Raw genomic sequence first — 20,804 nt, forward strand, 5'->3', positions numbered from 1 at the left:
CAGCCGAGGCTTCAGGCCTCGGAAGAGCGACCTCATCGGGGGCCGAAGCGGTAACCGAAGCCGCGCACGGTGTGGACGTAGCCGGGTTCGGAGGGCACGTCCTCGATCTTGGCGCGCAGGCGTTGCACGCACGCGTCGACCAGGCGCGAGTCGCCGAGGTAGTCGTGTTCCCAGACGGCCTCAAGGATCTGCTGGCGGGTCAGCACGCGGCCCGGTGTGCGGGACAGTTCCAGCAGCAGCTTCAGTTCGGTCGGTGTCAGCGCCACCTTCATGTCGTCCTTGAGCACCTGCAGGCCGGCGCGGTCGATCACCAGGGAGCCGTGCCGTTCCACGCTGGACGGTTCGGACACGGTCCGTCGCAGCACCGCGCGGATCCGGGCCTCCAGAACCCGCGGCTCGACGGGCTTCACCACGTAGTCGTCGGCGCCCGCCTCCAGGCCCGCGACGACGTCGAAGTCGTCACCGCGCGCGGTGAGCATGATGATCGGCACCTCGGCGTGGGAGCGCATGCGGCGGCACGTCTCGAAGCCGTCGATGCCGGGCAGCATGATGTCCAGCACGACGATGTCGGGGCGTGACTCGCGGAGCCTCTCGACGCCTTCCTCGCCTGTACCGGCTGCCCGGACGTCGTGTCCCTGGCGGCGCAACGCCAGTCCGAGTCCTTCACGCACAGAGGGGTCGTCCTCGACCAGCAAGACCATCGCCACGAGATCCATTATCGGTGGGTAACGGCACCTGTGCTGGTTCTGTAGCGGAACCATGACATGGCGCGCACGCTCCCGTTGATCGGCTCGCGGAGTCTCGATCGCATGGCCGGAAGCTTGCTGGGATTCCTCTTCACGTACTTCGCGTTGGTGTGGACGTCGTTCGGGCAGAAGGCGGAGAACGCCGCGTTGCCCGAGTTGTCACTGCAACGCTCGTGGGCGTCCAACGTGGACATGGCGATCATCGTCGCCGCGATCCTCGTGATCCTGATTGCGCGCAAGAAGGCGTTTCCGCCGTTGCTGGTGCTCGGCGGTTCGGTGTTGCTCGCGCAGATGCTGAAGCTCTACGTGCTCGTGCGGCCCGAACTCGACGAAGACGCCGTGTTGGTGCACAACAGCTTTCCGAGTGGACACACGACGGCCGCGGTGGCGTCGGTGATCGCGGTGACCATGGCGGTGCCGCGGCGGTTCGCACTTCTGGTCGCGGTGCCCGGGGCGATCGGGGCGGGTGCGGTGGCGGCGGAGACGGTGTCGCTCGGCTGGCACCGGTTCAGCGACACGCTCGGCGCGGCGTTGCTGGTCTCCACGCTCGCGTTTCTGGTGCTGCGCAAGTGGACCGCGGGGTTGGTGGTGCCGCCCGCGCTCGCGGTGGGCGGGGTCTGGCTGATGGTGATGTACCCGCAGGCCACGCCGTCGACCTTGGCCGGCGTCGTGACCGCGGGTGTCGTCCTGCACTTCGGATGGGCCGTGGGTGGTCCCCGTCTTCGGGGTGACGAGGACCGTCCACAGCCCGGTCACGACTCAGTCGTCGTGGTCGGTGGCGATCAGTTCGGCGATGGCGTCCAGAGCAGCGTCCGCTCCGTCCCCGTCGGCGCTGAGCACCACCTCGTCACCGTGCATGGCACCCAGGGTCATGAGTCCCAGCACACTCGCCGCTTCAACGGCTTCGCCGTCGTCCTTGCGGATGGTGACCGTCACCGGCTGGTCGGCGGCGGCCTTCGCCAGCAGTGCGGCCGGTCGGGCGTGCAGTCCGACCTTGCTGGCCACGGTGACCCGTCGCTCGGCCATGATGGTTCCTCCCGGTAGAGCTGGTGTTGCCTACTTGTCGGTCTTCGGCTCGCGGACGTCGGTGCGAGTGGTACCCGCATCCTCCCGCCCGCTGCCGACGACGCTCTCGTCGGCCTCGGGCGACTCGTCGTCCTCGCGACCCGGCGTCTTCAGGTTCCACTTGGTGATGACGAAGCGGAACAGGAAGTAGTAGATCACCGCGTAGATCAGGCCGAGGATGATCAGCAGCCACGGCTTGGTGGCGATGTTCCAGTTCAGGATGAAGTCGATCGCACCGGCCGAGAACGAGAAGCCGTCGTGGGCGCCCAGGGCGTTCGAGATCGCCAGCGACGTACCGGTCAGCAGCGCGTGGATCAGGTAGAGCGGCCACGCCACGAACATGAACGCGAACTCCAGCGGCTCCGTCACACCGGTGATGAACGCGGTGAGCGCGGCGGAGCCCATGATGCCGCCGATGATCTTGCGCTGGCTGGGCTTCGCGGTGTGCACGATCGCGAGCGCCGCGGCCGGGAGCGCGAACATCAGGATCGGGAAGAAGCCGGTCTGGAACGTGCCGGCGGTCGGGTCGCCCGCGAGGAAGCGCGGGATGTCACCGGTCTTGTCGTTGTACTCGCCGAACTGGAACCACACGACGTTGTTCACGATGTGGTGCAGGCCGAGCGGGATCAGCAGGCGGTTGACGACACCGTAGATGAACGCACCGATGATCGTGCTGCCGGTGACCCACTCACCGATGGCGGTGAGGCCCGCGTCGAACCACGGGTAGACGAGGCCGAGCAAGACGCCGAGGACCGTCATGACGCCGGCGACGATGATCGGCACGAACCGGCGGCCACCGAAGAACGCCAGGTACGTGGGCAGCTTGATGCGGTGGTACTTCTGCCACAGCAACGCCGTCAGGATGCCGACGACGATACCGCCGAGCACGCCGTAGTTGATCACTTCCGGCTTCGCGGCCGGGTCCGTCGGCTGGTCGAGGACCAGCGGCGACATGGCCTTGAAGACGCTCGTCAGCACGACGTAGCCGACGACGCCGGCGAGCGCCGTGGAACCGTCACCGCGCCGGGCGAACCCGACGGCGATGCCGACCGCGAACAGCAGGGCGAGGTTGCTGAACAACGCGTCGCCCGCCGCGCCGATCACCGCGGCGACCTCGTTCCAGCCGAGGCCGTCCTTGCCCAGCATGTCCGGCTGGCCGAAGCGGAGCAAAAGACCTGCCGCGGGCAGCACGGCGATCGGCAGCATGAGGCTGCGACCGAAGCGCTGCAACGTGGCGAGGCCCTTGATCTGACGACCGCCCACATCTGCGGTGTTGGCGCTCATCGGGTACCTCCCTTGGCGGAGTTCGGTCCGGAACCCGGGACGGTCCGGTCCAGTTGCATGGTCACCTGGTAGAGATCGCCCCGGTACCAGGAAGTAACGTCTTCACAAGGCCGCCCCTGCGCGCTGGCGACCCTTCGGAACACGAGCAGCGGACTGCCCTTTCGGACGTCGAGCGCCTTGGCCGTCTCGGCGTCGGCGGTCTCGGCCCACACGGTCTGCCGAGCTTCGTCGAGCTGCACCCCGTACTTCGCCGCGAACAGCTCGTAGAGCGACCCGGAGAGGTCGCACCGGTCGAGCTCGGGCAGCAGGTGCGGGCTGTACCAGCCGGCCTCCAGGGCGAGTGGCGCCCCGTCGGCCCTGCGCAGCCGCACCACCCGGTACGCGTACTCGTCCGGATCGAGCCCCAGCGAGGCCTTCGAACCGGGAGCAGCCTGGCCGGAGCTGATCACCTCGGTGCTGGGCTCGAGCCCGCGAGCCTTCATGTCCGAGGTGAACGAGGCCAGCAGGTGCTGCAGGTCGTAGCGCCGCCGTGCGGTGAACGTCCCACGCCCCTTCGCCCTGGTGAGCAGGCCTTCGGCGACCAGTTGGCCGACGGCGGCCCGCACCGTGATGCGGGAGACCCCGTACCGCTCGGCGAGGTCGCGTTCGGACGGGATGGGTGAGCCCGGCGCGAGGTCCCGCTCGGCGAGCCGGCGCAGGATCTCGCGGAGCTGCGCGTGCTTGGGCTTGGGCCCGTCCACGATCTCGTGCATTCGCTCACCTCCTCGCTAGTGGTACTTTCCGGTCTAGACCAGTTGGTGCGGGAGAATGCTCCGCACACCGAGCGGGTGTCAACCGCTGTTACGGGAACGAGAGGTACGAACGTGGCTGACGAGAAGGCGCAGAAGATCATCGCGGCACTGGGCGGCGCGTCCAACATCGTCGAGATCGAGCCGTGCATCACCCGCCTGCGGTGTGAGCTGGAGGACGGTTCCGTCGTGGACGAGAAGGCCCTGAAGGCGTTGGGAGCGCACGGAGTCATGCGTTCCGGCAACGTCGTGCAGGTCGTCGTCGGCCCCGAGGCGGACACCCTCGCGTCCGACATCGAGGACCTCCTGTGAGCCTCCGCGTCGGCAGCCCCGTGACCGGCCGGGTGGTCGCGCTCTCCGCCGTGCCGGACCCGGTCTTCTCGCAGGCGATGGTCGGCCCCGGCGTCGCGGTCGAGCCGGTCCGCGCCAAGGCCGACGTCGTCTCGCCGGTCGACGGCAAGGTCGTCACGCTGCACCCGCACGCGTTCGTCGTGGCCACGGGCGACGGCGCCGCGGTGCTCGTCCACCTCGGCATCGACACCGTGAAGCGCAAGGGCGAGGGCTTCGAGCTGCACGTCGTGAAGGGCGAGGAGGTGCGGGCCGGTCAGCGGATCGTGACCTGGGACCCGGCGGAGGTTGAGGCGGCCGGGTTCGCGCCGATCTGCCCGGTGATCGCGCTGGACGCGTCCGCCGACGTGCTGGCCGGCCTCGCCCTGGACGCGGACGTCACCACGAACGACGCCCTCTTCGACTGGTCTCGCTGAGCAACCGCACCCACCTCACCCCCTCACCCACCCGTGTCTGTTGGAGTAACGCGGGGCCCCCGCGTCCCTTCCAGGGAAACGCGGGGGCCCCGCGTGACTTGAAGGATCACCTGATCGGGCATCTCCTGGTGGTCGGTGAGGCATCGGGGGGCGGTGTGTGAACGGACCGTTCACGACGGGCCGGAATTTGGGTCCGAGTCGTACCTAGCAGGACCGTGGTGTCATGACCACGGTCCTGCTCGCGTCTGTGCTGGGTTCGTTGTGGACGGTCGCCGCCGCCCTCGACGCACCACCCTCGTCGTACGTGCTGGCGTTGTTCGGCATCGTGCTCGCGGCGACGGACCTGCGGCACCACCGGTTGCCGGACGCGCTCACCCTCCCGTTGGGGGCCGCGCTGCTGCTCCTCGAGTTCCACCGGCTGGGAGCCGCCGTGCTCGCGGCGGTGATCTTCGGTGGCGCTCATCTCGCCGTCCGGCGCTGGCGGCCGCACCTCATGGGCGGCGGGGACGTGAAGCTGGCGTTCGGACTAGGCGCGCCGCTCGCACTCCCGTTGCTCCTACCTGCGGCGATCTTGTCCAGTACGGTCACGCTCGTGCTGGCGGCCGTCAGACGCAGCAGGAGAGTGCCGCACGGGCCCGGGTTGCTGGCCGCCACCTGGGCTTTGACCACGCTGTGAAAGGATTGTGAACGTGCTGCGCTGGATCACCGCTGGAGAGTCACACGGCCCCGCCCTCGTCGCCGTCCTGGAGGGCATGCCCGCCGGAGTCGAGGTGACCACCGAGGACCTCGTCGCCCAGCTCGGGCGCCGCAGGCTCGGGTTCGGTCGCTCGCCCCGGATGGGGTTCGAGCAGGACGAGGTCGAGATCCTCGGCGGCGTGCGCCACGGCCGGACCCAAGGCGGTCCGATCGCGGTCACGATCGGCAACTCCGAGTGGCCCAAGTGGCAGACGGTCATGTCGCCCGACCCCGTGGACCCGAGCCTGCTCAAGCCGACCGGCCGCAACGAGGCCCTGACGCGGCCCCGGCCCGGTCACGCGGACCTGCCGGGCATGCAGAAGTTCGGCTTCGACGAGGCCCGGCCCGTGCTCGAACGCGCGTCCGCCCGCGAAACCGCCGCCCGCACCGCGCTCGGCACGGTCGCCCGCCAGTTCCTGCAGCAGTTGCTGGGCGTGCGGATCCTGAGCCACGTCGTGTCCATCGGCAAGGCGCAGACGCCGGAGGACGCCGCGCTGCCCACGCCGGACGACCTGCCCGCGATCGACGAGTCGCCGGTGCGCTGCTTCGACCAGCGCGGCACCGACGCGATGGTCGCCGAGGTCGAGGCCGTCAAGGAGGCCGGTGACACGGTCGGCGGCGTGATCGAGGTGCTCGCGTACGGGTTGCCGCCGGGCCTCGGCTCGCACGTGCACTGGGACCGCCGCCTCGACGCGCGCCTGGCCGCCGCCCTGATGGGCGTGCAGGCGATGAAGGGCGTCGAGATCGGCGACGGCTTCACCTCCGCGCAGCGCTGGGGTTCGCAGGCGCACGACGAGATCGACCGCGGCAGCGGCCCGGTCGGCGTCACCCGCCGCTCGAACCGCGCCGGCGGCCTCGAAGGCGGCATCACCAACGGTGAGATCCTGCGTGCCCGCGTGGCCATGAAGCCCATCTCGACGGTTCCCCGCGCGCTGTCCACTGTGGACGTCCGCACCGGCGAGCCCGCCGTCGCGATCCACCAGCGTTCGGACGTGTGCGCGGTGCCGCGGGCCGGTGTGGTGCTGGAGTCCGTCGTGGCGCTGGTACTGGCCGAGGCCGCGCTGGAGAAGTTCGGCGGCGACTCGCTGGACGAGACCCGGCGCAACGCCCACGCGTACCTCAAGGCCCTGGAAGCCCGCTGGGAGGGCATGTGAGCCCGCGCTTCGTCGTGGTCGGCCCGCCCGGCGCGGGCAAGACCACCGTCAGCGAGCTGCTGGCGAAGCAGCTGAACCTCACCTTCCGCGACGTCGACGTGGACATCGTCGAGACCGCGGGCAAGCCGATCTCGGACATCTTCACCGACGACGGCGAGCCGGTTTTCCGTGCCCTGGAAGAAGAAGCCGTCGCCAAGGCACTGGCGGAGCACGACGGCGTGCTGGCGCTGGGCGGGGGAGCGGTGCTGTCCGCCGCCACCCGTGAGCTGCTGAAGGCGCACACGGTCGTGTTCCTGAACGTGGGCATGGCCGAGGGCGTGCGCCGCACCGGACTCTCGTCCGCGCGGCCACTGCTGTCCGGCGTGAACCCGCGCGCGACGTTCAAGGCGCTGCTGGACGCGCGCCTGCCGCTGTACCGCGAGGTCGCGACGATCGAGGTGCTGACCGACGCCCTCGATCCGGAGCAGGTGACCGCAGCGGTGATCAAGGGAGCTGAGCAATGACCGAGCCCGCCCGCATCCGGGTCGCCGCCGAGAAGCCCTACGACGTGGTGATCGGCCGCGGCCTGCTCGGCGACATCGTCGAGTTCCTCAAGGGCACGGCCAAGATCGCGATCGTGCACCAGCCGACGCTCGCCGCGACCGCCGAGGTGCTGGTCGAGGAGCTGAAGGCGGGCGGCGCCGACGCGCACCGCGTCGAGGTCCCCGACGCCGAGGACGGCAAGGACCTCGCCGTCGCCGGTTTCTGCTGGGACGTGCTCGGCAAGATCGGCCTCTCGCGCGCGGACGTCGTCGTCGGCCTGGGCGGCGGCGCGGTGACCGACCTCGCGGGCTTCGTCGCGTCCACCTGGATGCGCGGCGTGCGCCTGGTGAACATCCCGACGACGCTGCTCGGCATGGTCGACGCGGCGGTCGGCGGCAAGACCGGCATCAACACCGACGCGGGCAAGAACCTCGTCGGCACGTTCTACGAGCCGGACGCCATCTTCGTCGACCTGGCGACCCTGGAAACCCTGCCGCGCAACGAGCTCGTCGCCGGCATGGCCGAGATCGTCAAGGGCGGCTTCATCGCCGACCCGGTCATCCTCGACCTGATCGAGGCCGACCCCGCGCTCGCGCTGGACCCGACCGGCGACGTGCTCGCCGAGCTGGTCCGCCGCAAGATCCAGATCAAGGCCGACGTGGTGACGAACGACCTCCGCGAGTCGTCGCTGCGCGAGATCCTGAACTACGGCCACACCCTGGGCCACGCCATCGAACGCCGCGAGCGCTACCGCTGGCGGCACGGTGCCGCGATCAGCGTGGGCCTGGTGTTCGCCGCCGAACTGGCCCGCCTCGCCGGCCGTCTCGACGACGACACCGCGGATCGCCACAAGCGGGTGCTGGAACTGCTCGGCCTGCCGACCTCCTACGACCCGGACGCCCTCCCGCAGCTGATGGAGGGCATGAAGGTCGACAAGAAGAACAAGGCGGGCGTGCTCCGCTTCGTCGTCCTCGACGGCCTCGCCAAGCCCGGCCGCCTGGAGGGCCCGGACCCGGCCCTGATCGCCGCCGCCTACTCGGCCGTCGCCGCCGAGCCGACCACCGGCTCCGGGAAGGTGCTGCTGTGAAGGTCCTCGTCCTGAACGGCCCGAACCTGGACCGCCTCGGCACCCGCGAGCCGCTCATCTACGGCAGCACCACCCACGCCGACCTCGTCGACATGTGCGTGGCCGAGGGCAAGGACCTCGGCTTCGAGGTCGAGGTCCGCCAGACCGCCTTCGAGGGCGAGATGGTCGCGTGGCTGCACGAGGCCGCCGACGCCTCGATCCCCGTCGTGCTCAACGGCGCCGCCTGGACCCACTACTCGATCGCGCTGCGCGACGCGTGCTCGCAGCTCACCGCGCCGCTGGTCGAGGTGCACATCTCGAACATCCACCAGCGCGAGGAGTTCCGGCACCACAGCGTCATCTCGGCGATCGCGAGCGGCGTGATCGTGGGGCTCGGCGTCGAGGGCTACCTGCTGGCGCTGCGCTGGCTGTCGCTCAAGAAGTAGTGGCCGGGGCCGCTCAGCGGTGGCGTACCCAGAGGTTCGTCTCCCGGTGGACGCCCTGGTCGCGTTCGCGGTCGATCTCGGCGAGGTCCAGCGCACCGGGCACGACGTGGTGCCCGGTCTGCGGGAACGCGGCGCCGGTGCCAGGATCGTCGCGCCGAGACGCTGGTGGGTGCGGATCCACGGGTCGAGGTGCAGGCCGTCCTCGCGGTAGTCCTTCGGGACCTGGCCGCGCAGCACGAACGCCGGCCAGCCGTCGCGCAGCGCTGCCTGGGCACCGCCCTGGAGGTCGGGCCGTTCGCCGTTCGTGACGATCTTCACGAACCGGTCCCAGGGAACCGGGAGACCGCGGAATGCTCCATCACGTCGAGCTGTGGGTGACCGACCTCGCCCGCGCCGAAGCCACGTTCGGCTGGCTCTTCCCGGCCCTCGGCTGGACCGAGTTCCAGCGCTGGAACGCCGGGGTCAGCTGGAAGCTCAACGAGACCTACGTCGTGGTCGAGCAGTCCCCGGCGACCACAGGTCCACACGATCGGATGAAAGCGGGCCTCAACCACCTCGCGCTGCACGCGGGCTCGCGCGAGAACGTGGACAGCCTGACCGAACAAGCCCAGCGCAACGGCTGGCGGCTGATGTTCGCCGACCGGCACCCGCACGCGGGCGGCCCCGAGCACTACGCCGCGTTCCTCGAGAACGAGGACGGCTTCGAAGTCGAGTTGGTCGCATCAGCCGGCTGACCTCTCGTCTGCGAGGATGCCGCGCGTGCCGAGACTGTTCATCGCCGCCGTCGCCCTGCTTCTGGCCGGGTGCGCGGGCGCTCCACCGCAGGCCACGCCCACTTCGGGCGCCCCGACGTCCGCGTCGGACGGTGCCGCGCCGTCCGACGCGGACTTGCAGGCCAAGTGGTGGACGTGGGCGCTGTCGAGTCCGCAGGCGCGCAACCCGGTGGCCGACCCGACGGGTCAGTTCTGCGCCGAGGACCAGCCGAAGAACGTGTGGTTCCTCGCCGGGACGTTCGGCGGCGCGGCACAACGGACGTGTGAGGTGCCCGGCGGCCGTCCGATCGCCGCGCCCGCGGTGAACCTGTACAGCGCCAACACGTCCGACTGCAAGTCGTTCATGGCCGCGGCCACGGGGTCGATGACGCTCGACGGGCAGGTCGTCGAGCTGCGGCGGATCGACCCCGTCGAGATCACCTTCCAGGCCGCGCAGGACAACGCGATCGGGGAGAGCGCGGGGCGCAAGGTCGCCCAGGCGTGCGGGTTGTGGGCGTGGCTGCCGCCGTTGCTGCCGGGCGAGCACGAACTGAAGATCGAGGGGGAGTCGGGCACCTTCTCGACCTCGGTCGTCTACCAGCTCAAGGTCGGCGCAGGGGACTAACCGCGGGCTGAGTCCTTCTGGGCGAGGAAGCCGCCGAGCAGCATCCCGAGCCCCGCCGGCGCCAGCACGAGCAACGCGGTGAAGGCCGCCCCGCCCGTCAGCGCCACCCACAGCGCCTCCTGCCCGGTCTGGTCGACCAGCAGCGCCGAGCCGATCACCCCGAGCGCCCCGGCGAACGGACCGGCGATCAGCGCCGCGATGAACCACTGCATGCCGCGTGAGGGCAGCTCGCGCAGCGTGTCGACCGCGCCCCAGATCACCGCGGCGGCGATCAGCAGCCCGATGGCGATCGGGCCGACCGACGAGGCCTCGGGACTGCGGACGGCGACCGCGGCCACGCCGGTCTGCACGGCTCCGTGCAGGAGCCCCATCCACAACGCACGGACGAACCAAGGACGCATGCGGACAGCTTAGGACTGGCCGTACGCTGCGAGACATGTCGTCGTACGCCGCACGCCGAACCGCATTGCGCCAAGAGCTCCAGGCCACGAACCTGGACGCGCTCCTCGTGACGAACCTGCTGAACGTCCGGTATCTCACCGGGTTCACCGGATCGAACGCCGCCGTCCTCATCGACGCGCAGGGCGACGACACCACGGTGTTCTGCACCGACGGCCGTTACCTCACGCAGTCGGCGAAGCAGGTGCCCGACCTGGAACGGCTGATCGACCGGCCCTGCGACATCGCGCTCGCGAGCCGGGCGAAGGGCAAGCTCGGGTTCGAGAGCCACCACGTCACGGTGGACGGGCTGGACGCGCTCACGCAGGCCGCCGGGAAGGCGGAGCTGCTGCGAGCCGGTGGCCTGGTCGAGAAGCTGCGGCTGGTCAAGGACGAGGTCGAGATCGAGGCGCTGCGGATGGCGTGCGCGGCGGCGGACCGGGCGCTGGCGGCGTTGATCGGGCACGGCGGCCTGCGGGCGGGCCGGACCGAACGCGAGGTCGCGCGCGAGCTGGAGAGCCGGATGCTCGACCACGGCGCGGAGGGCCCGTCGTTCTCCTCGATCGTGGCGTTCGGGGCGAACTCGGCGGTGCCGCACCACTCGCCGACCGACGCCACGCTGCACCAGGGCGACCTCATCAAGCTCGACTTCGGCGCGCTCGTCGACGGCTACCACTCGGACATGACCCGCACGCTCGTGCTCGGCAAGCCCGCGGACTGGCAGCGCGAGCTCTACGACCTGGTCGCGCGGTCGCAGGCGGCCGGCCGCAACGCGCTGCGGCCGGGGGTGCGGCTGAGCGACGTCGACCAGGCGTCGCGCGAGGTGATCGAGAAGGCGGGGCACGGGAGCGAGTTCGTGCACGGCCTGGGCCACGGGGTCGGGCTGGAGATCCACGAGGCACCGGCGTTGTCGAAGGTGGGTGACGGTACACTTTCGGCCGGTATGGCGGTCACCGTCGAGCCCGGCGTCTACTTGTCGGGGCGGGGCGGGGTCCGCATCGAGGACACCCTCGTGGTGCGCGAAAGCGGGCCGGAGCTCCTCACCCTGACCACGAAGGAACTCGTGGTCGTCTGACACCCCCGTCCAACACAGGAGAAATCCCACCGTGGCCACCACGAACGACCTGAAGAACGGCCTGGTGCTGAACCTCGACGGCCAGCTGTGGACCGTCACCGCGTTCCAGCACGTCAAGCCCGGCAAGGGTGGCGCCTTCGTGCGCACGACCCTCAAGCACGTGCTGACCGGGAAGGTCGTCGACAAGACCTTCAACGCGGGTACCAAGGTCGAGACCGCCACCGTGGACAAGCGCGGCATGACCTACCTGTACAAGGAAGGCACCGACTTCATCTTCATGGACGGTGACACCTACGACCAGATCCCGGTTCCGACCGAGACCGTCGGTGACGCCGCGAACTACATGCTGGAGAACCAGGAGGCGATGGTCGCCACGCACGAGGGCGTGCCGCTGTTCGTCGAGCTCCCGACCTCGGTCGAGCTCGTGATCGAGCACACCGACCCCGGCCTGCAGGGCGACCGCTCCACCGGCGGCACCAAGCCCGCCCGCCTGGAGACCGGCGCCGAGATCCAGGTCCCGCTGTTCGTCACGACCGGTGAGAAGATCAAGGTCGACACCCGCGACGGCCGTTACCTCGGCCGCATCAGCGACAAGTCCTGATGGGTGCTCGTAGCAAGGCCCGCAAACGCGCGGTCGACTTCCTCTACGAAGCCGACCTGCTGGGCAGCGACGCGGTGACGTTGCTCGCCTCGCGTGTCGGGTCTCCGGACGTGCCGCCGATCAACGACTACACGGTGACCCTCGTCGAGGGCGTCACCGCACACCGCGCGCGCATCGACGACCTCATCTCCGAACACGCCGAGGGCTGGACCCTGCAGCGCATGCCGGCGGTAGACCGAGCGGTCCTGCGCCTCGGCCTGTACGAGCTGCTGTGGGCGGCCGACGTGCCGGACGCGGTGGCGATCGACGAGGCCGTGGAGCTCGCCAAGGGCCTGTCCACGGACGACTCGCCGCGGTTCGTGAACGGTGTGCTCGGCCGGATCGCGGTCATCGCGGACCAGCTGCGCGCTGTTCTCTAGTTCTCGAAGACGGCGGGCCCGCCGCGGGCCCGCCGTGTCCGGGACGTCACTGCTGATCTTGCGTCAGTTCGGTGAGCTCAGCCGCCTCGACCTGGTCGCGCAGGCGGAACTTCTGGATCTTCCCCGAACCGGTCAGCGGTAGTTCCGCGGCCAGGAACCAGCGCGTGGGTGTCTTGTGCGGGGCCAGTTCCGCCCGGCACAGGCCGTGCAGCTCGGCGATCGGGGGAAGCCGGCCGGGCTTGCTGGGCACGAGCACGGCGGCGACGACCTCGCCCCAGGTGGGATCGGGCAGGCCGAGCACCGTGACGTCGCGGACACCGGGATGGGTGAACAGGACCTTCTCGATCTCGCTGGTGTAGATGTTCTCCCCGCCGCGGATGATCATGTCCTTGAGCCGCCCGGTGACCGTGAGATAGCCGCGCTCGTCCAGAACGCCCAGGTCACCGGTGTGCAACCAGCCCTCGGCGTCGATGGTTTCCGCGGTGCGCTCAGGCATCCCGAAGTAGCCCAGCATGGTCTGGTAGCCGCGCACGCAGATCTCGCCCTGCTGTCCCGTGGACACGATCCGGTCGTCGGCCGGAGCCTTGATCGCCAACTCCAGCTGGGGCAGTGGGCGTCCTGCCGTGGTGGCCTTGTCCTCCGGCGAGTCGTCGGGGCTGGTCTGGGTGACCACGGGGGACAGCTCGGTCTGGCCGTACACGGCGGTGAACCTCGCGCCGAAGCGCTCCTCGACCCGGCGCACGAGCTCGGGCGGGACAGGGCTGCCTCCCGAGAGCACCAGGGAGAGCCGCGACAGGTCGAACCCGTCGAAGCCGGGATGGCCCAGCATCGCGATCAACATCGTGGGCACCCCGCACAGCAGGTCCGCGCGGTGCCGCTCGGCCGTGCTGAGCACCAGTGCCGGGTCGAACAGCTGGCACAGCACGTAGGTGGCGCGCTGATGTGCGCTGCCCAGCACGCCCATCGCGCAGCCCGCGGTGTGGAACAACGGCATCGCCGAGACCATCACGCCCGCGCGCGGCAGCTGCGTCCGGTCGATCATGAACCGGGCGTTGGTGACCAGCCCGCGGTGGTGCAGCAGGGCGCCTTTGGGGAACCCGGTGGTGCCCGACGTGTACTGGATCTGGGCGGCGTCGCCCGGCCGTACCTCCGGCAGCGAGCCGGTTTCGCCGTGCGCGCGCACCGTGGCGGACCAGTCGGTGAAACACGTCGTGGTGCGCAGATCGGGCAGCCCGGTGCTCGCCTCGCGCGCGACGGCGGTCATGTCGGTGCCCCGGAACGCCGCCGTGTGGAACAGCCCTGCCGAGCGGGACTGCTCCAGCACGTAACGCAGTTCGGCCGCCCGCAACGCCGGGTTCGCGGTCACCAGGACCAGACCGGCCAGTGCCGCGCCGTACTGCAGGATTGTCCACTCGGGAACGTTGGGCGCCCAGACGGTGATGCGCTCACCGGGGGTGAACCGGGTCAGCAACCAGTGCGCGCACTGCTGTGCTTCGTCGAGCAACTGCCGGTAGGTCCACGTCCGGTCGGTGCGATCCGCGCCGGTCAACGACGGTGCGTCCGCCGGCGCGACCTCGATCAGCGCGATCTGGCCGGGGGAGTCGGCGGCGGCCTGGCGCAGCAGGTCACCGGTGGTCAGGTCCTGCACGGGCCGGCTGGTGTCGGCGGGCAGGTGGGCAAGGTCGGTGGGAGCCATCGCCGGTCACACCTCGCCGAGTTCGGCCGCGGTCGGCACCGGTCCGCCACCGTCGGGGATCGGCCGGCCGGAGTCGCGCCACCGCACCGCCGCGGGAAATCCGTGCTGCGCGGCGAAGTCCTGGAACCAGCGCCCCTCCGGCGAATGACGGGTGATCCCGTCGAACAGCGTGGCGAGAACCTGGGTTCCGTGCAGCCCCATGTTGTCGTACGCCTGATTGATCATCAGCTTCTGCATGACGAGCTGGTTGATCGGCACGCCGGCGATGCGGTCGGCCAGCGCCTCCACCGCGTCGTCGAGCTCGGCGGCGGAAACGGCCTCCAGCACCAGCCCCCACGCCGCGGCGGTGGTGCCGTCGATGGTGTCGCCGGTCAGCAGCATCCGTTTGGCGCGTTCGGCACCGAGCCGGTAGACCCACATCGCCGTGGTCGGGCAGCCCCACACCCTGGCGGGCATGTAGCCGATCCGCGCGTCCTCGGCCATCACCACCAGATCGCAGGACAACGCGATGTCGCTGCCACCGGCCACCGCGTACCCGTGGACCTTGGCGATGGTCGGCTTCAGCGAGCGCCACAGGCTGAAGAAGTCGTCCGTGTTGCGCTTCATGTGCTGGTAGTCCTTGATCGGATCCCAGACCGGCGGCTGCGTCAGGTCGCCCTGTTCGGCGTACTGCTTGAGGTCGTAGCCCGCGCTGAACGCCCGCCCGGCACCCTGCAGCACGATCACCCTGACCTCGGAGTCCTCGTTGGCCCGGTCGACCAGTTCGCCCAGCAGGCGGGCCAGCTCGGCCGTGATCGCGTTCAGCCGATCGGGCCGGTTCAGGGTGAGATACGCCTTGCGTTCCCGCACCTCGTAGCTGATCAGCTCGTTCACGTGTCGCTCCCGTCCACGTCCAGCGGGCGGCCGTCGAGGACGGCCCGCGCAATCGCCGCCCACTGCGTGAGCAGCCGTTCGGTGCCGCGCCGCTCGCCGCGCAGCACGTCGGAGATCGCCAGACCGCGCAGGAACTGCACGGTCATCGATGCCACCAGCGGGTAGCGCTCGCTCGCCACGAGGTCTTCGCCGAACACCTCGTCGACCACGCGGTAGAGGTCGCGGCGGGCCCGCTTTTCCTCGTGGCGCAGCACTTCCCGGAGCGCGTCGTCGGTGCGGGCGGCGGCCCACAGCTCCAGCTCGGCGACGAACGCCGGACGCACCATGGAGGCGCCGAGCACCCTGACCGCGCGAGTCACGCGATCGAGCTCCGGGGACACCTCGGCCGAAGCCTGCGCCACGGCCGCCTCGTTGCGTTCCATCAACTCGCGGATCGTGGCGCCCAGCATCGCCTCGCGGGTCGGGAAGTGGTGCAGGAGCGCGCCCCGGCTGAACCCGCCGACCCGCTGCACCTCCACCGTCGTGGTCGCGGCCGGCCCGCGGTCGATCAGCAGCTCCACCGCCACCTGCACGATGCGCTGCCGCGTGGCTTCCCGCTGCGCGGCGCGCAGCCCGGAAGGTCGAGCGTCAGATGCCATGGCCGGACCATTTCACCGTCAGGCCTGACTGTCAACCGCGCGGTGGTCGCCTCAGCTGCGGGCCCAGCCTCGGCGCTCGCCCTCGTCGATCAGGTGCATGGCGGCCTCGAACAGCTTCGTCGAACCCTCGCCGATGGCCGCCTTGCGACTGCGCACGGCGTCCGCGGTGACGCCGGGGGTCCGCCAGGTGCCGCCCTTGGCCATCCAGTTGAGCAGCAGCGGTTGGAGGCGGTCCATGGCCTTCGCGAACCGCGCTTCCGGCGTCGTCCGCGCCTCGAACTCGTCCCACAGCGCCCGGAGCTGCGCCCCCGTGTCCTCGGGCAGGATGCCGAACAACCGGTCCGCGGCGGCCTCCTCGCGTTCCACCTGGCTCTTGCCCATCTCGGTGTCGTAGATCGGGGTGTCGCCCGCGTAGATCTCGACGAGGTCGTGCACCACCACGAGCTTGATCGTGTGGCCGACGTCGATCGGTTCGTCGGCGTACTCCGCGAGCACCATGACCATCAGTGCGAGGTGCCACGAGTGCTCCGCGTCGTTCTCCCGCCGCTCGGCCGCGGCGAGCGGGGACTGGCGCAGGATCGTCTTCAGCTTGTCGACCTCGATCAGGAACGTGAGGTGGTCGCGCAGCCGGGTGTCCAGACCGGACGGCAGCGGGTTGAGGTCGGCGAGCAGCTCTGCGTCAGAAGTGGTCACCTTGCCAGCATGACTCATCAACGACGTCGATGAATTGTGCGAGGTATTGGCATTGGACGTCATACCGCGCCTGCTCCACGCTCAAGTCATGACGCCGCAGACCTTCATCGACGACGTGGAACGCGTCCTCGACACCACCGACGACGAACACGAGATCACCAAACGGGTGGGCGAGCTGCTGTCCGACCTCCTGGCCGGCGACTACCGGCTCCCGTCCGAGTTCACCCGGCCGTCGGCCGAACACCACGTCAACTACCCACTGCACATCGCGGCCGACCGCAGCTGGTCGTTGGCCGCAGTCGTCTGGAGTCCAGGCCAGCGCACGCCCGTGCACGGCCACGAGACGTGGGGCGTCGTCGGCATCTACGCGGGCGCTGAACGCGAGTACCGCTACGCCAAACCTGCCGCTGACGCGCGCGAGCCGTTGGTCCCGCTGGGTGACCAGGTGTGGGAACGCGGACAGGTCACCGTGTGCTGCACGACCGACGACGACGTACACGCCGTTGCGGCCGTTGGTGACGTACCGACCGTGGGGATCCACGTCTACGGAGCGGACATCGGTGCCATCGAACGCCGTTTGTACGACCCGGAAACGGGGGCCGTGCGGTGGTTCGTTTCGGGCTGGAACACGCCGGAGTGATCAGCCGGCCAGGAACTCCTCCCACGTGCGGGTGCCGTGGTCGCCGTCCAGGGTCAGGTTCTGCCCGTCCCGGTAAGCCTTTCCGGCCTTGCCCGGCAGCCGCACCGGCACGGTGAGACGACGTTTGCCCGCAGCGGTCAGGTAGTCCCGCACGAGCTGCTTCACGTCGTAGATCGCGGGGCCGGCGATGTCCGCGACGCGTCCGGCGGGCGCACCGAGGGCGAGCTCCACGATGCGCGCGGCCACGTCGCGTGTGTCGACCGGCTGCAGGCGCATGCCCGGCACCGGCACCAGAGGTAGCTTCGCGAGGCCGCGCACCATCGTCAGCGTCAGGTCGTGGAACTGGGCGGCGCGCAGGACCGTGAACGGGATGCCCGAGCCGGCGATCGCCTCCTCGCAGGCGAGTTTGGTGCGCAGCCACGTCAGCGGCACGGTGTCCGCGCCGATCACTGAGATGTAGACGAAGTGGCGCACGCCAGCACACGCCGCGAGCAGGTTGCGGGTCGCGATGTCGTCGCCCTTCTGACCGCCGGCGAGGTGCACCACGACGTCGGCGTCGATCCGGGGGACGTCGCCCGCCATCAGGTCGCAGGCGATGTCGCCGTGCCTGCTCAGCGTCGTGACCTCCGCGCCGGCCGCGCGCAACAGGGGCACCACGTGCCGGCCGAGAGTGCCGGTGCCGCCGGTGACGAGGATCTTCACGATTACCCTCCAAGTGAGTCGTTGCCCGGTCGACCCGGCGGCGCTCGGGAACGTGACAGGGTGTGCGTCAGGCCACAGGGGGAAGTGTTGATCGCGCAGTTCGAGCAGGAGCGCCCGCGGTTGCGGGCGATCGCTCACCGGATGCTGGGCTCGTTCGCCGAGGCCGACGACGCGCTGCAGGAGGCGTGGCTGCGGGTCGAGCGCGCCGACACGAGCGAGGTCGAGAACCCGGCGGCCTGGCTCACCACCGTGGTCGGCCGGGTGTGCCTGAACATGTTGCGCGACAGGCGAGAGCACGCGTTCGAGATGCCGGACCCGGTGATCGACACGCGGGAGGAGCCCGAGCAGCAGGCCGTGGCCAAGGACGAGGTCGGGCTGGCGATGTTGATCGTGCTGGACACGTTGAAGCCCGATGAGCGGTTGGCGTTCGTGTTGCACGACATGTTCGCTGTGCCGTTCGACGACATCGCGCCGTTGATCGACAAGACGCCCACGGCCACACGCCAGCTCGCGTCCCGTGCTCGCAAACGCGTGCAGGACCGGCCGCAGCCCAACGTCGACCTGCCGAAGCAGCGGGAAGTGGTGCAGGCGTTCCTCAAGGCGTCCAAGGAAGGCGACCTGGAAGGACTGGTGTCCGTGCTGCACCCGGACGTCGTGCTGCGCGCGGGTGCCCTGGAGGTCATCGGCGGCCGGACCGTGGCCGGCCGGGCCAGCACGTTCCGCAAGTTCGCCACGACGGCGGAGGTCCAGTTCGCGCTCATCGGTGGCGAGGCGGGCTTCGTCAGCTGGGTCGACGGCGTGCTGTTCTCGGTCATGGCCTTCACCGTTCGCGACGGACAGATCGCCGCGATCCACGTGATCCAGGACAAGGAACAGCTGGCCGCACTTGTGCCGCGGCTCACTCGAAAAGGGTGACAGGACGGTGTCGCGGACGGGTGCGAACGTCCGCGGCATGAAGCTCACCGATGAGGACTGCCTCGCCGAAACCCTCGAGTTCACCAGGAAGTTCCAACCGCGCGAGGCTCCGCTGGAGGTCCTGCGGCGCAACCGGCTCGGTGGCGACACCCCGCCGGTCCGGCTGCCGCAGGGCCGGGACCGCGTCGTCGCGGGCGTCGGGGTCAGGGTGTTCACACCGGACCGCGTCGACGGCGTCTACCTGCACGTGCACGGCGGTGGCTGGTCGTTCGGCTCCGCGGACGGGCAGGACGAGCGGTTGTGGAGGCTGGCCGAGGAGGCGCGGCTGGCCGTGGTGAGCGTCGAGTACCGCCTGGCTCCCGAGCACCCGTTCCCCGCCGCGCCCGACGACTGCGAGACGGTCGCGCGGTGGCTGGCCGAGCACGCCGAGGCCGAGTTCGGCACGAGCAGGCTGCTGATCGGCGGCGAGTCGGCGGGCGCGCACCTGAGCGTGTTGACCCTGCTCCGGGTGCCCGGGGTCTTCCGGGCGACGAACCTCGTGTTCGGTGCGTACGACCTGTCGAAGGGGACACCCAGCCAACAGCTGTTCACGCCGGGGATGACGGCCGAACAGCGCCGTGACCCGGCGATCTCCCCGCTGTTCGCGGACCTGACCGGCCTGCCTCCCACCAGGATCGTCGTCGGGACCGAGGACCCGTTGCTGGACGACTCGTTGTCCTTGGCTCAACGGTGGAAGGCACCCGTGCAGCTCACTGTCGTCGCGGGCGCGATGCACGGCTTCACGCTGTATCCGCTGACCGTCACCGAACGGGAACTGCGTCGCGAGCGGGACTTCTTGGCAGGATCAGCGTTGTGAACCGCACTGCCCGGCTGTACGCGCTGGTGGAGGAGTTGCGTGCGGCGGCACCGAGGTTGTTGACGGTCGCAACGCTCGCCACACGGCTCGAAGTCAGCACCCGGACCGTGCAACGTGATCTGCAGGCCTTGATGGAGGCCGGCGTTCCGGTGCGGACCACTCCGGGACGGGGTGGAGGGTGGTCGATCGACCCGGCGATGACCCTGCCACCGATCCGCTTCACCCCGGAGGAGGCGTCGGCGCTGGCTCTCACGCTGGCCACGGCCGAAGGCGCGCACGCCCGCACGGCGTTCCAGAAGATCGCGGCGGTGATGAACGGTGCGGCATTGGCTGCGGCTGGTGAACTCGCCGCGCGCATCGTCGCACTGCCGTCGCGGACCGACGCCGGGGTCCGTGCCGCGGTCGACCACGCCGTGGCCACGAACACCGCGCTGCGCCTGACCTACACCGACGCGTCCGGACGGGAGAGCGATCGGGTCGTGGAACCAGCCGGACTGCTCACCGCGAACGGCCGGTGGTACCTCATCGCGTGGTGCCGCACCCGGCGGGCCGGACGTGGGTTCCGCCTCGACCGGATCATCGCGGCGGCCACCACGCGTGACCATGCGCAGAGTCACGATCTGACCGAGTTGCTGCGGGGTTCGACGGCCGCCGACGCCACCCGACCGGCGACGCTGGACCCCCTGAATGCAGCAGTGGCCCCCTCGACGTCCTCAGGGCGACTAACAGGACGTGAGGGAGCCACTGCTCCAGAAGCGTGAGCGCTCAGTCTTCCTTCGCGGGGCGGGCCTCGGGAGGCAGCACCCCCCAGTCGATGAGCTGCTCGGTGAGCTCGCCCGGCGTCATGTCGTAGATGATCGCGAGCGAGCGCAGGTCCTCGGTGCGGATGGAGAGGACCTTGCCGTTGTAGTCACCGCGCTGCGACTGGATGGTCGCGGCGTAGCGGGCCAGCGGGCCGACCTTCTCGACCGGCAGCTGCTGGAGCCGTTCGAGGTTGATCACGATCTTGGTGGCCGGCTCGGCACCCGACGGCACGCGGCCCTCGGGCAGGAGCTCGGCGACGGGAACCCCGTAGAAGTCGGCCAGCTCGGCCAGCTTCTGCACGGTCACCGCGCGGTCACCGCGCTCGTAGGAGCCGACGACCACGGCCTTCCAGCGACCGCCGGACTTCTGCTCGACGCCGTGCAGGGACAGGCCCTGCTGCTGGCGGATAGCGCGGAGCTTGGCCCCCAGCGCCTTGGCGTAGTCGCCCATGTGGCGGTTCTCCGTTCATTCGCCCCGTCAGCAGTACGGGCGTGCTGCGGGGAGGCT

The 20,804-nt window shown here is 70.0% G+C and carries 28 protein-coding genes and 1 pseudogene; 18 read left to right on the forward strand and 11 right to left on the reverse strand.

Features of this window, described 5'->3' with window-relative positions; all coding sequences use genetic code 11:
* Positions 1-32: 32 nt before the first annotated feature.
* Positions 33-707: a response regulator transcription factor gene (locus G7043_RS17500; protein WP_166046719.1), complete on the reverse strand. Its 675-nt coding sequence runs from the start codon at positions 705-707 to the stop codon at positions 33-35.
* Positions 708-1,037: 330 nt separating this feature from the next.
* On the opposite strand from G7043_RS17500, the pseudogene G7043_RS48340 reads away from it, so the two are divergent.
* Positions 1,038-1,301: pseudogene (locus G7043_RS48340) on the forward strand (phosphatase PAP2 family protein); the annotation flags it as partial.
* A 204-nt stretch (positions 1,302-1,505) separates the two neighbouring features.
* Here the strand turns inward: G7043_RS48340 and G7043_RS17505 are convergent.
* The 3 genes from G7043_RS17505 to G7043_RS17515 are packed head-to-tail and all read right to left on the reverse strand — an operon-like array spanning position 1,506 to position 3,847.
* Positions 1,506-1,772 (reverse strand): HPr family phosphocarrier protein, encoded by a 267-nt coding sequence (locus tag G7043_RS17505; RefSeq protein WP_158102618.1) that lies wholly within the window; start codon positions 1,770-1,772, stop codon positions 1,506-1,508.
* A gap of 30 nt (positions 1,773-1,802) precedes the next feature.
* Positions 1,803-3,095 (reverse strand): PTS transporter subunit EIIC, encoded by a 1,293-nt coding sequence (locus G7043_RS17510; protein ID WP_166046720.1) that lies wholly within the window; start codon positions 3,093-3,095, stop codon positions 1,803-1,805.
* Positions 3,092-3,847, reverse strand: a complete 756-nt coding sequence (locus G7043_RS17515; RefSeq protein WP_166046721.1) for a GntR family transcriptional regulator — start codon at positions 3,845-3,847, stop codon at positions 3,092-3,094. Before G7043_RS17515 ends, G7043_RS17510 begins: the two co-directional genes overlap by 4 nt.
* A 111-nt stretch (positions 3,848-3,958) precedes the next feature.
* Here G7043_RS17515 and G7043_RS17520 point away from each other — a divergent pair, with 111 nt between their 5' ends.
* The 10 genes from G7043_RS17520 to G7043_RS17565 all read left to right on the forward strand — a co-directional run bounded on the left by G7043_RS17520 (position 3,959) and on the right by G7043_RS17565 (position 9,947).
* On the forward strand, positions 3,959-4,195 hold the full coding sequence (locus tag G7043_RS17520) for a glucose PTS transporter subunit EIIB (RefSeq protein WP_166046722.1): 237 nt from the start codon (positions 3,959-3,961) through the stop codon (positions 4,193-4,195).
* Entirely contained in the window at positions 4,192-4,647 is a 456-nt protein-coding gene (locus tag G7043_RS17525; protein WP_166046723.1) for a PTS sugar transporter subunit IIA, read from the forward strand. Before G7043_RS17520 ends, G7043_RS17525 begins: the two co-directional genes overlap by 4 nt.
* Positions 4,648-4,870: 223 nt before the next feature.
* The gene (locus tag G7043_RS17530; RefSeq protein WP_166046724.1) at positions 4,871-5,323 is read left to right on the forward strand and encodes a prepilin peptidase; all 453 of its coding nucleotides are present in this window, start codon (positions 4,871-4,873) and stop codon (positions 5,321-5,323) included.
* Between the two features lie 13 nt (positions 5,324-5,336).
* The gene (aroC, locus tag G7043_RS17535) at positions 5,337-6,536 is read left to right on the forward strand and encodes a chorismate synthase (RefSeq protein WP_166046725.1); all 1,200 of its coding nucleotides are present in this window, start codon (positions 5,337-5,339) and stop codon (positions 6,534-6,536) included.
* Positions 6,533-7,039, forward strand: a complete 507-nt coding sequence (locus G7043_RS17540) for a shikimate kinase (protein ID WP_166046726.1) — start codon at positions 6,533-6,535, stop codon at positions 7,037-7,039. The genes aroC and G7043_RS17540 overlap by 4 nt, the downstream gene beginning before the upstream one ends.
* Complete coding sequence (gene aroB, locus G7043_RS17545) at positions 7,036-8,145, forward strand: 3-dehydroquinate synthase (protein WP_166046727.1); 1,110 nt, start codon at positions 7,036-7,038, stop codon at positions 8,143-8,145. The genes G7043_RS17540 and aroB overlap by 4 nt, the downstream gene beginning before the upstream one ends.
* Positions 8,142-8,570, forward strand: a complete 429-nt coding sequence (gene aroQ / locus G7043_RS17550; protein ID WP_166046728.1) for a type II 3-dehydroquinate dehydratase — start codon at positions 8,142-8,144, stop codon at positions 8,568-8,570. Before aroB ends, aroQ begins: the two co-directional genes overlap by 4 nt.
* Before the next feature lie 46 nt (positions 8,571-8,616).
* Positions 8,617-8,781, forward strand: a complete 165-nt coding sequence (locus G7043_RS17555) for a hypothetical protein (RefSeq protein ID WP_166046729.1) — start codon at positions 8,617-8,619, stop codon at positions 8,779-8,781.
* A 139-nt stretch (positions 8,782-8,920) separates the two neighbouring features.
* The gene (locus tag G7043_RS17560) at positions 8,921-9,304 is read left to right on the forward strand and encodes a VOC family protein (RefSeq protein ID WP_166046730.1); all 384 of its coding nucleotides are present in this window, start codon (positions 8,921-8,923) and stop codon (positions 9,302-9,304) included.
* Positions 9,305-9,329: 25 nt separating this feature from the next.
* Positions 9,330-9,947, forward strand: a complete 618-nt coding sequence (locus G7043_RS17565; RefSeq protein ID WP_207311281.1) for a hypothetical protein — start codon at positions 9,330-9,332, stop codon at positions 9,945-9,947.
* Here the strand turns inward: G7043_RS17565 and G7043_RS17570 are convergent.
* Positions 9,944-10,348 (reverse strand): B-4DMT family transporter, encoded by a 405-nt coding sequence (locus G7043_RS17570; protein ID WP_166046731.1) that lies wholly within the window; start codon positions 10,346-10,348, stop codon positions 9,944-9,946. The two genes, G7043_RS17565 and G7043_RS17570, sit on opposite strands and share 4 nt — an antisense overlap.
* Before the next feature lie 35 nt (positions 10,349-10,383).
* Between G7043_RS17570 and G7043_RS17575 the strand changes: the two genes are divergently transcribed.
* Genes G7043_RS17575 through nusB form a run of 3 tightly spaced genes read left to right on the forward strand, consistent with a single transcriptional unit; the run spans position 10,384 to position 12,480 of the window.
* Positions 10,384-11,460, forward strand: coding sequence for a M24 family metallopeptidase (locus G7043_RS17575; RefSeq protein ID WP_166046732.1), 1,077 nt, complete (start codon positions 10,384-10,386; stop codon positions 11,458-11,460).
* A gap of 31 nt (positions 11,461-11,491) precedes the next feature.
* A complete protein-coding gene (gene efp, locus G7043_RS17580) occupies positions 11,492-12,061 on the forward strand; it encodes an elongation factor P (RefSeq protein ID WP_166046733.1) in 570 nt (189 codons plus the stop codon).
* Positions 12,061-12,480 (forward strand): transcription antitermination factor NusB, encoded by a 420-nt coding sequence (nusB, locus tag G7043_RS17585; protein ID WP_166046734.1) that lies wholly within the window; start codon positions 12,061-12,063, stop codon positions 12,478-12,480. The genes efp and nusB overlap by 1 nt, the downstream gene beginning before the upstream one ends.
* A 46-nt stretch (positions 12,481-12,526) precedes the next feature.
* On the opposite strand, the gene G7043_RS17590 is transcribed toward nusB, so the two are convergent.
* From G7043_RS17590 to G7043_RS17605, 4 genes are read right to left on the reverse strand one after another with little or no spacing between them, the layout of a single operon-like run.
* Positions 12,527-14,176: an AMP-binding protein gene (locus G7043_RS17590; protein ID WP_166046735.1), complete on the reverse strand. Its 1,650-nt coding sequence runs from the start codon at positions 14,174-14,176 to the stop codon at positions 12,527-12,529.
* A gap of 6 nt (positions 14,177-14,182) precedes the next feature.
* Positions 14,183-15,049: a crotonase/enoyl-CoA hydratase family protein gene (locus G7043_RS17595; RefSeq protein ID WP_166046736.1), complete on the reverse strand. Its 867-nt coding sequence runs from the start codon at positions 15,047-15,049 to the stop codon at positions 14,183-14,185.
* Positions 15,046-15,687 (reverse strand): TetR/AcrR family transcriptional regulator, encoded by a 642-nt coding sequence (locus G7043_RS17600; RefSeq protein ID WP_166046737.1) that lies wholly within the window; start codon positions 15,685-15,687, stop codon positions 15,046-15,048. The genes G7043_RS17595 and G7043_RS17600 overlap by 4 nt, the downstream gene beginning before the upstream one ends.
* Before the next feature lie 51 nt (positions 15,688-15,738).
* Positions 15,739-16,380 (reverse strand): HD domain-containing protein, encoded by a 642-nt coding sequence (locus G7043_RS17605; protein ID WP_313887939.1) that lies wholly within the window; start codon positions 16,378-16,380, stop codon positions 15,739-15,741.
* Between the two features lie 88 nt (positions 16,381-16,468).
* On the opposite strand from G7043_RS17605, the gene G7043_RS17610 reads away from it, so the two are divergent.
* Positions 16,469-17,020, forward strand: coding sequence for a cysteine dioxygenase family protein (locus tag G7043_RS17610; RefSeq protein WP_166046739.1), 552 nt, complete (start codon positions 16,469-16,471; stop codon positions 17,018-17,020).
* Here G7043_RS17610 and G7043_RS17615 read toward each other — a convergent pair whose 3' ends face one another.
* Positions 17,021-17,722 (reverse strand): SDR family oxidoreductase, encoded by a 702-nt coding sequence (locus G7043_RS17615; RefSeq protein WP_313887940.1) that lies wholly within the window; start codon positions 17,720-17,722, stop codon positions 17,021-17,023.
* A gap of 87 nt (positions 17,723-17,809) precedes the next feature.
* Between G7043_RS17615 and G7043_RS17620 the strand changes: the two genes are divergently transcribed.
* Genes G7043_RS17620 through G7043_RS17630 form a run of 3 tightly spaced genes read left to right on the forward strand, consistent with a single transcriptional unit; the run spans position 17,810 to position 20,254 of the window.
* Entirely contained in the window at positions 17,810-18,637 is an 828-nt protein-coding gene (locus tag G7043_RS17620) for a sigma-70 family RNA polymerase sigma factor (RefSeq protein ID WP_166046740.1), read from the forward strand.
* A 37-nt stretch (positions 18,638-18,674) separates the two neighbouring features.
* Positions 18,675-19,493 carry an alpha/beta hydrolase gene (locus G7043_RS17625; RefSeq protein WP_166046741.1) on the forward strand — a complete coding sequence of 273 codons (819 nt, stop codon included), beginning with the start codon at positions 18,675-18,677 and terminating at the stop codon, positions 19,491-19,493.
* Positions 19,490-20,254, forward strand: coding sequence for a helix-turn-helix transcriptional regulator (locus tag G7043_RS17630; RefSeq protein ID WP_166046742.1), 765 nt, complete (start codon positions 19,490-19,492; stop codon positions 20,252-20,254). Before G7043_RS17625 ends, G7043_RS17630 begins: the two co-directional genes overlap by 4 nt.
* Before the next feature lie 4 nt (positions 20,255-20,258).
* On the opposite strand, the gene bldD is transcribed toward G7043_RS17630, so the two are convergent.
* Complete coding sequence (gene bldD / locus G7043_RS17635; protein WP_030471611.1) at positions 20,259-20,747, reverse strand: transcriptional regulator BldD; 489 nt, start codon at positions 20,745-20,747, stop codon at positions 20,259-20,261.
* Positions 20,748-20,804: the final 57 nt, after the last annotated feature.

The sequence above is a fragment of the Lentzea alba genome (assembly GCF_011067745.1).
GTDB lineage: Bacteria > Actinomycetota > Actinomycetes > Mycobacteriales > Pseudonocardiaceae > Lentzea > Lentzea alba.

Bases quoted from the DNA above. Each gene is read 5' to 3' on its own strand.
- G7043_RS17505 (WP_158102618.1), bottom strand. From the start codon at position 1,772: ATGGCCGAGCGACGGGTCACCGTGGCCAGCAAGGTCGGACTGCACGCC.
- G7043_RS17510 (WP_166046720.1), bottom strand. From the start codon at position 3,095: ATGAGCGCCAACACCGCAGATGTGGGCGGTCGTCAGATCAAGGGCCTC.
- G7043_RS17515 (WP_166046721.1), bottom strand. From the start codon at position 3,847: ATGCACGAGATCGTGGACGGGCCCAAGCCCAAGCACGCGCAGCTCCGC.
- G7043_RS17530 (WP_166046724.1), top strand. From the start codon at position 4,871: ATGACCACGGTCCTGCTCGCGTCTGTGCTGGGTTCGTTGTGGACGGTC.
- aroB (WP_166046727.1), top strand. From the start codon at position 7,036: ATGACCGAGCCCGCCCGCATCCGGGTCGCCGCCGAGAAGCCCTACGAC.
- G7043_RS17560 (WP_166046730.1), top strand. From the start codon at position 8,921: ATGCTCCATCACGTCGAGCTGTGGGTGACCGACCTCGCCCGCGCCGAA.
- G7043_RS17570 (WP_166046731.1), bottom strand. From the start codon at position 10,348: ATGCGTCCTTGGTTCGTCCGTGCGTTGTGGATGGGGCTCCTGCACGGA.
- G7043_RS17575 (WP_166046732.1), top strand. From the start codon at position 10,384: ATGTCGTCGTACGCCGCACGCCGAACCGCATTGCGCCAAGAGCTCCAG.
- nusB (WP_166046734.1), top strand. From the start codon at position 12,061: ATGGGTGCTCGTAGCAAGGCCCGCAAACGCGCGGTCGACTTCCTCTAC.
- G7043_RS17590 (WP_166046735.1), bottom strand. From the start codon at position 14,176: ATGGCTCCCACCGACCTTGCCCACCTGCCCGCCGACACCAGCCGGCCC.
- G7043_RS17600 (WP_166046737.1), bottom strand. From the start codon at position 15,687: ATGGCATCTGACGCTCGACCTTCCGGGCTGCGCGCCGCGCAGCGGGAA.
- G7043_RS17610 (WP_166046739.1), top strand. From the start codon at position 16,469: ATGACGCCGCAGACCTTCATCGACGACGTGGAACGCGTCCTCGACACC.
- G7043_RS17625 (WP_166046741.1), top strand. From the start codon at position 18,675: ATGAAGCTCACCGATGAGGACTGCCTCGCCGAAACCCTCGAGTTCACC.
- bldD (WP_030471611.1), bottom strand. From the start codon at position 20,747: ATGGGCGACTACGCCAAGGCGCTGGGGGCCAAGCTCCGCGCTATCCGC.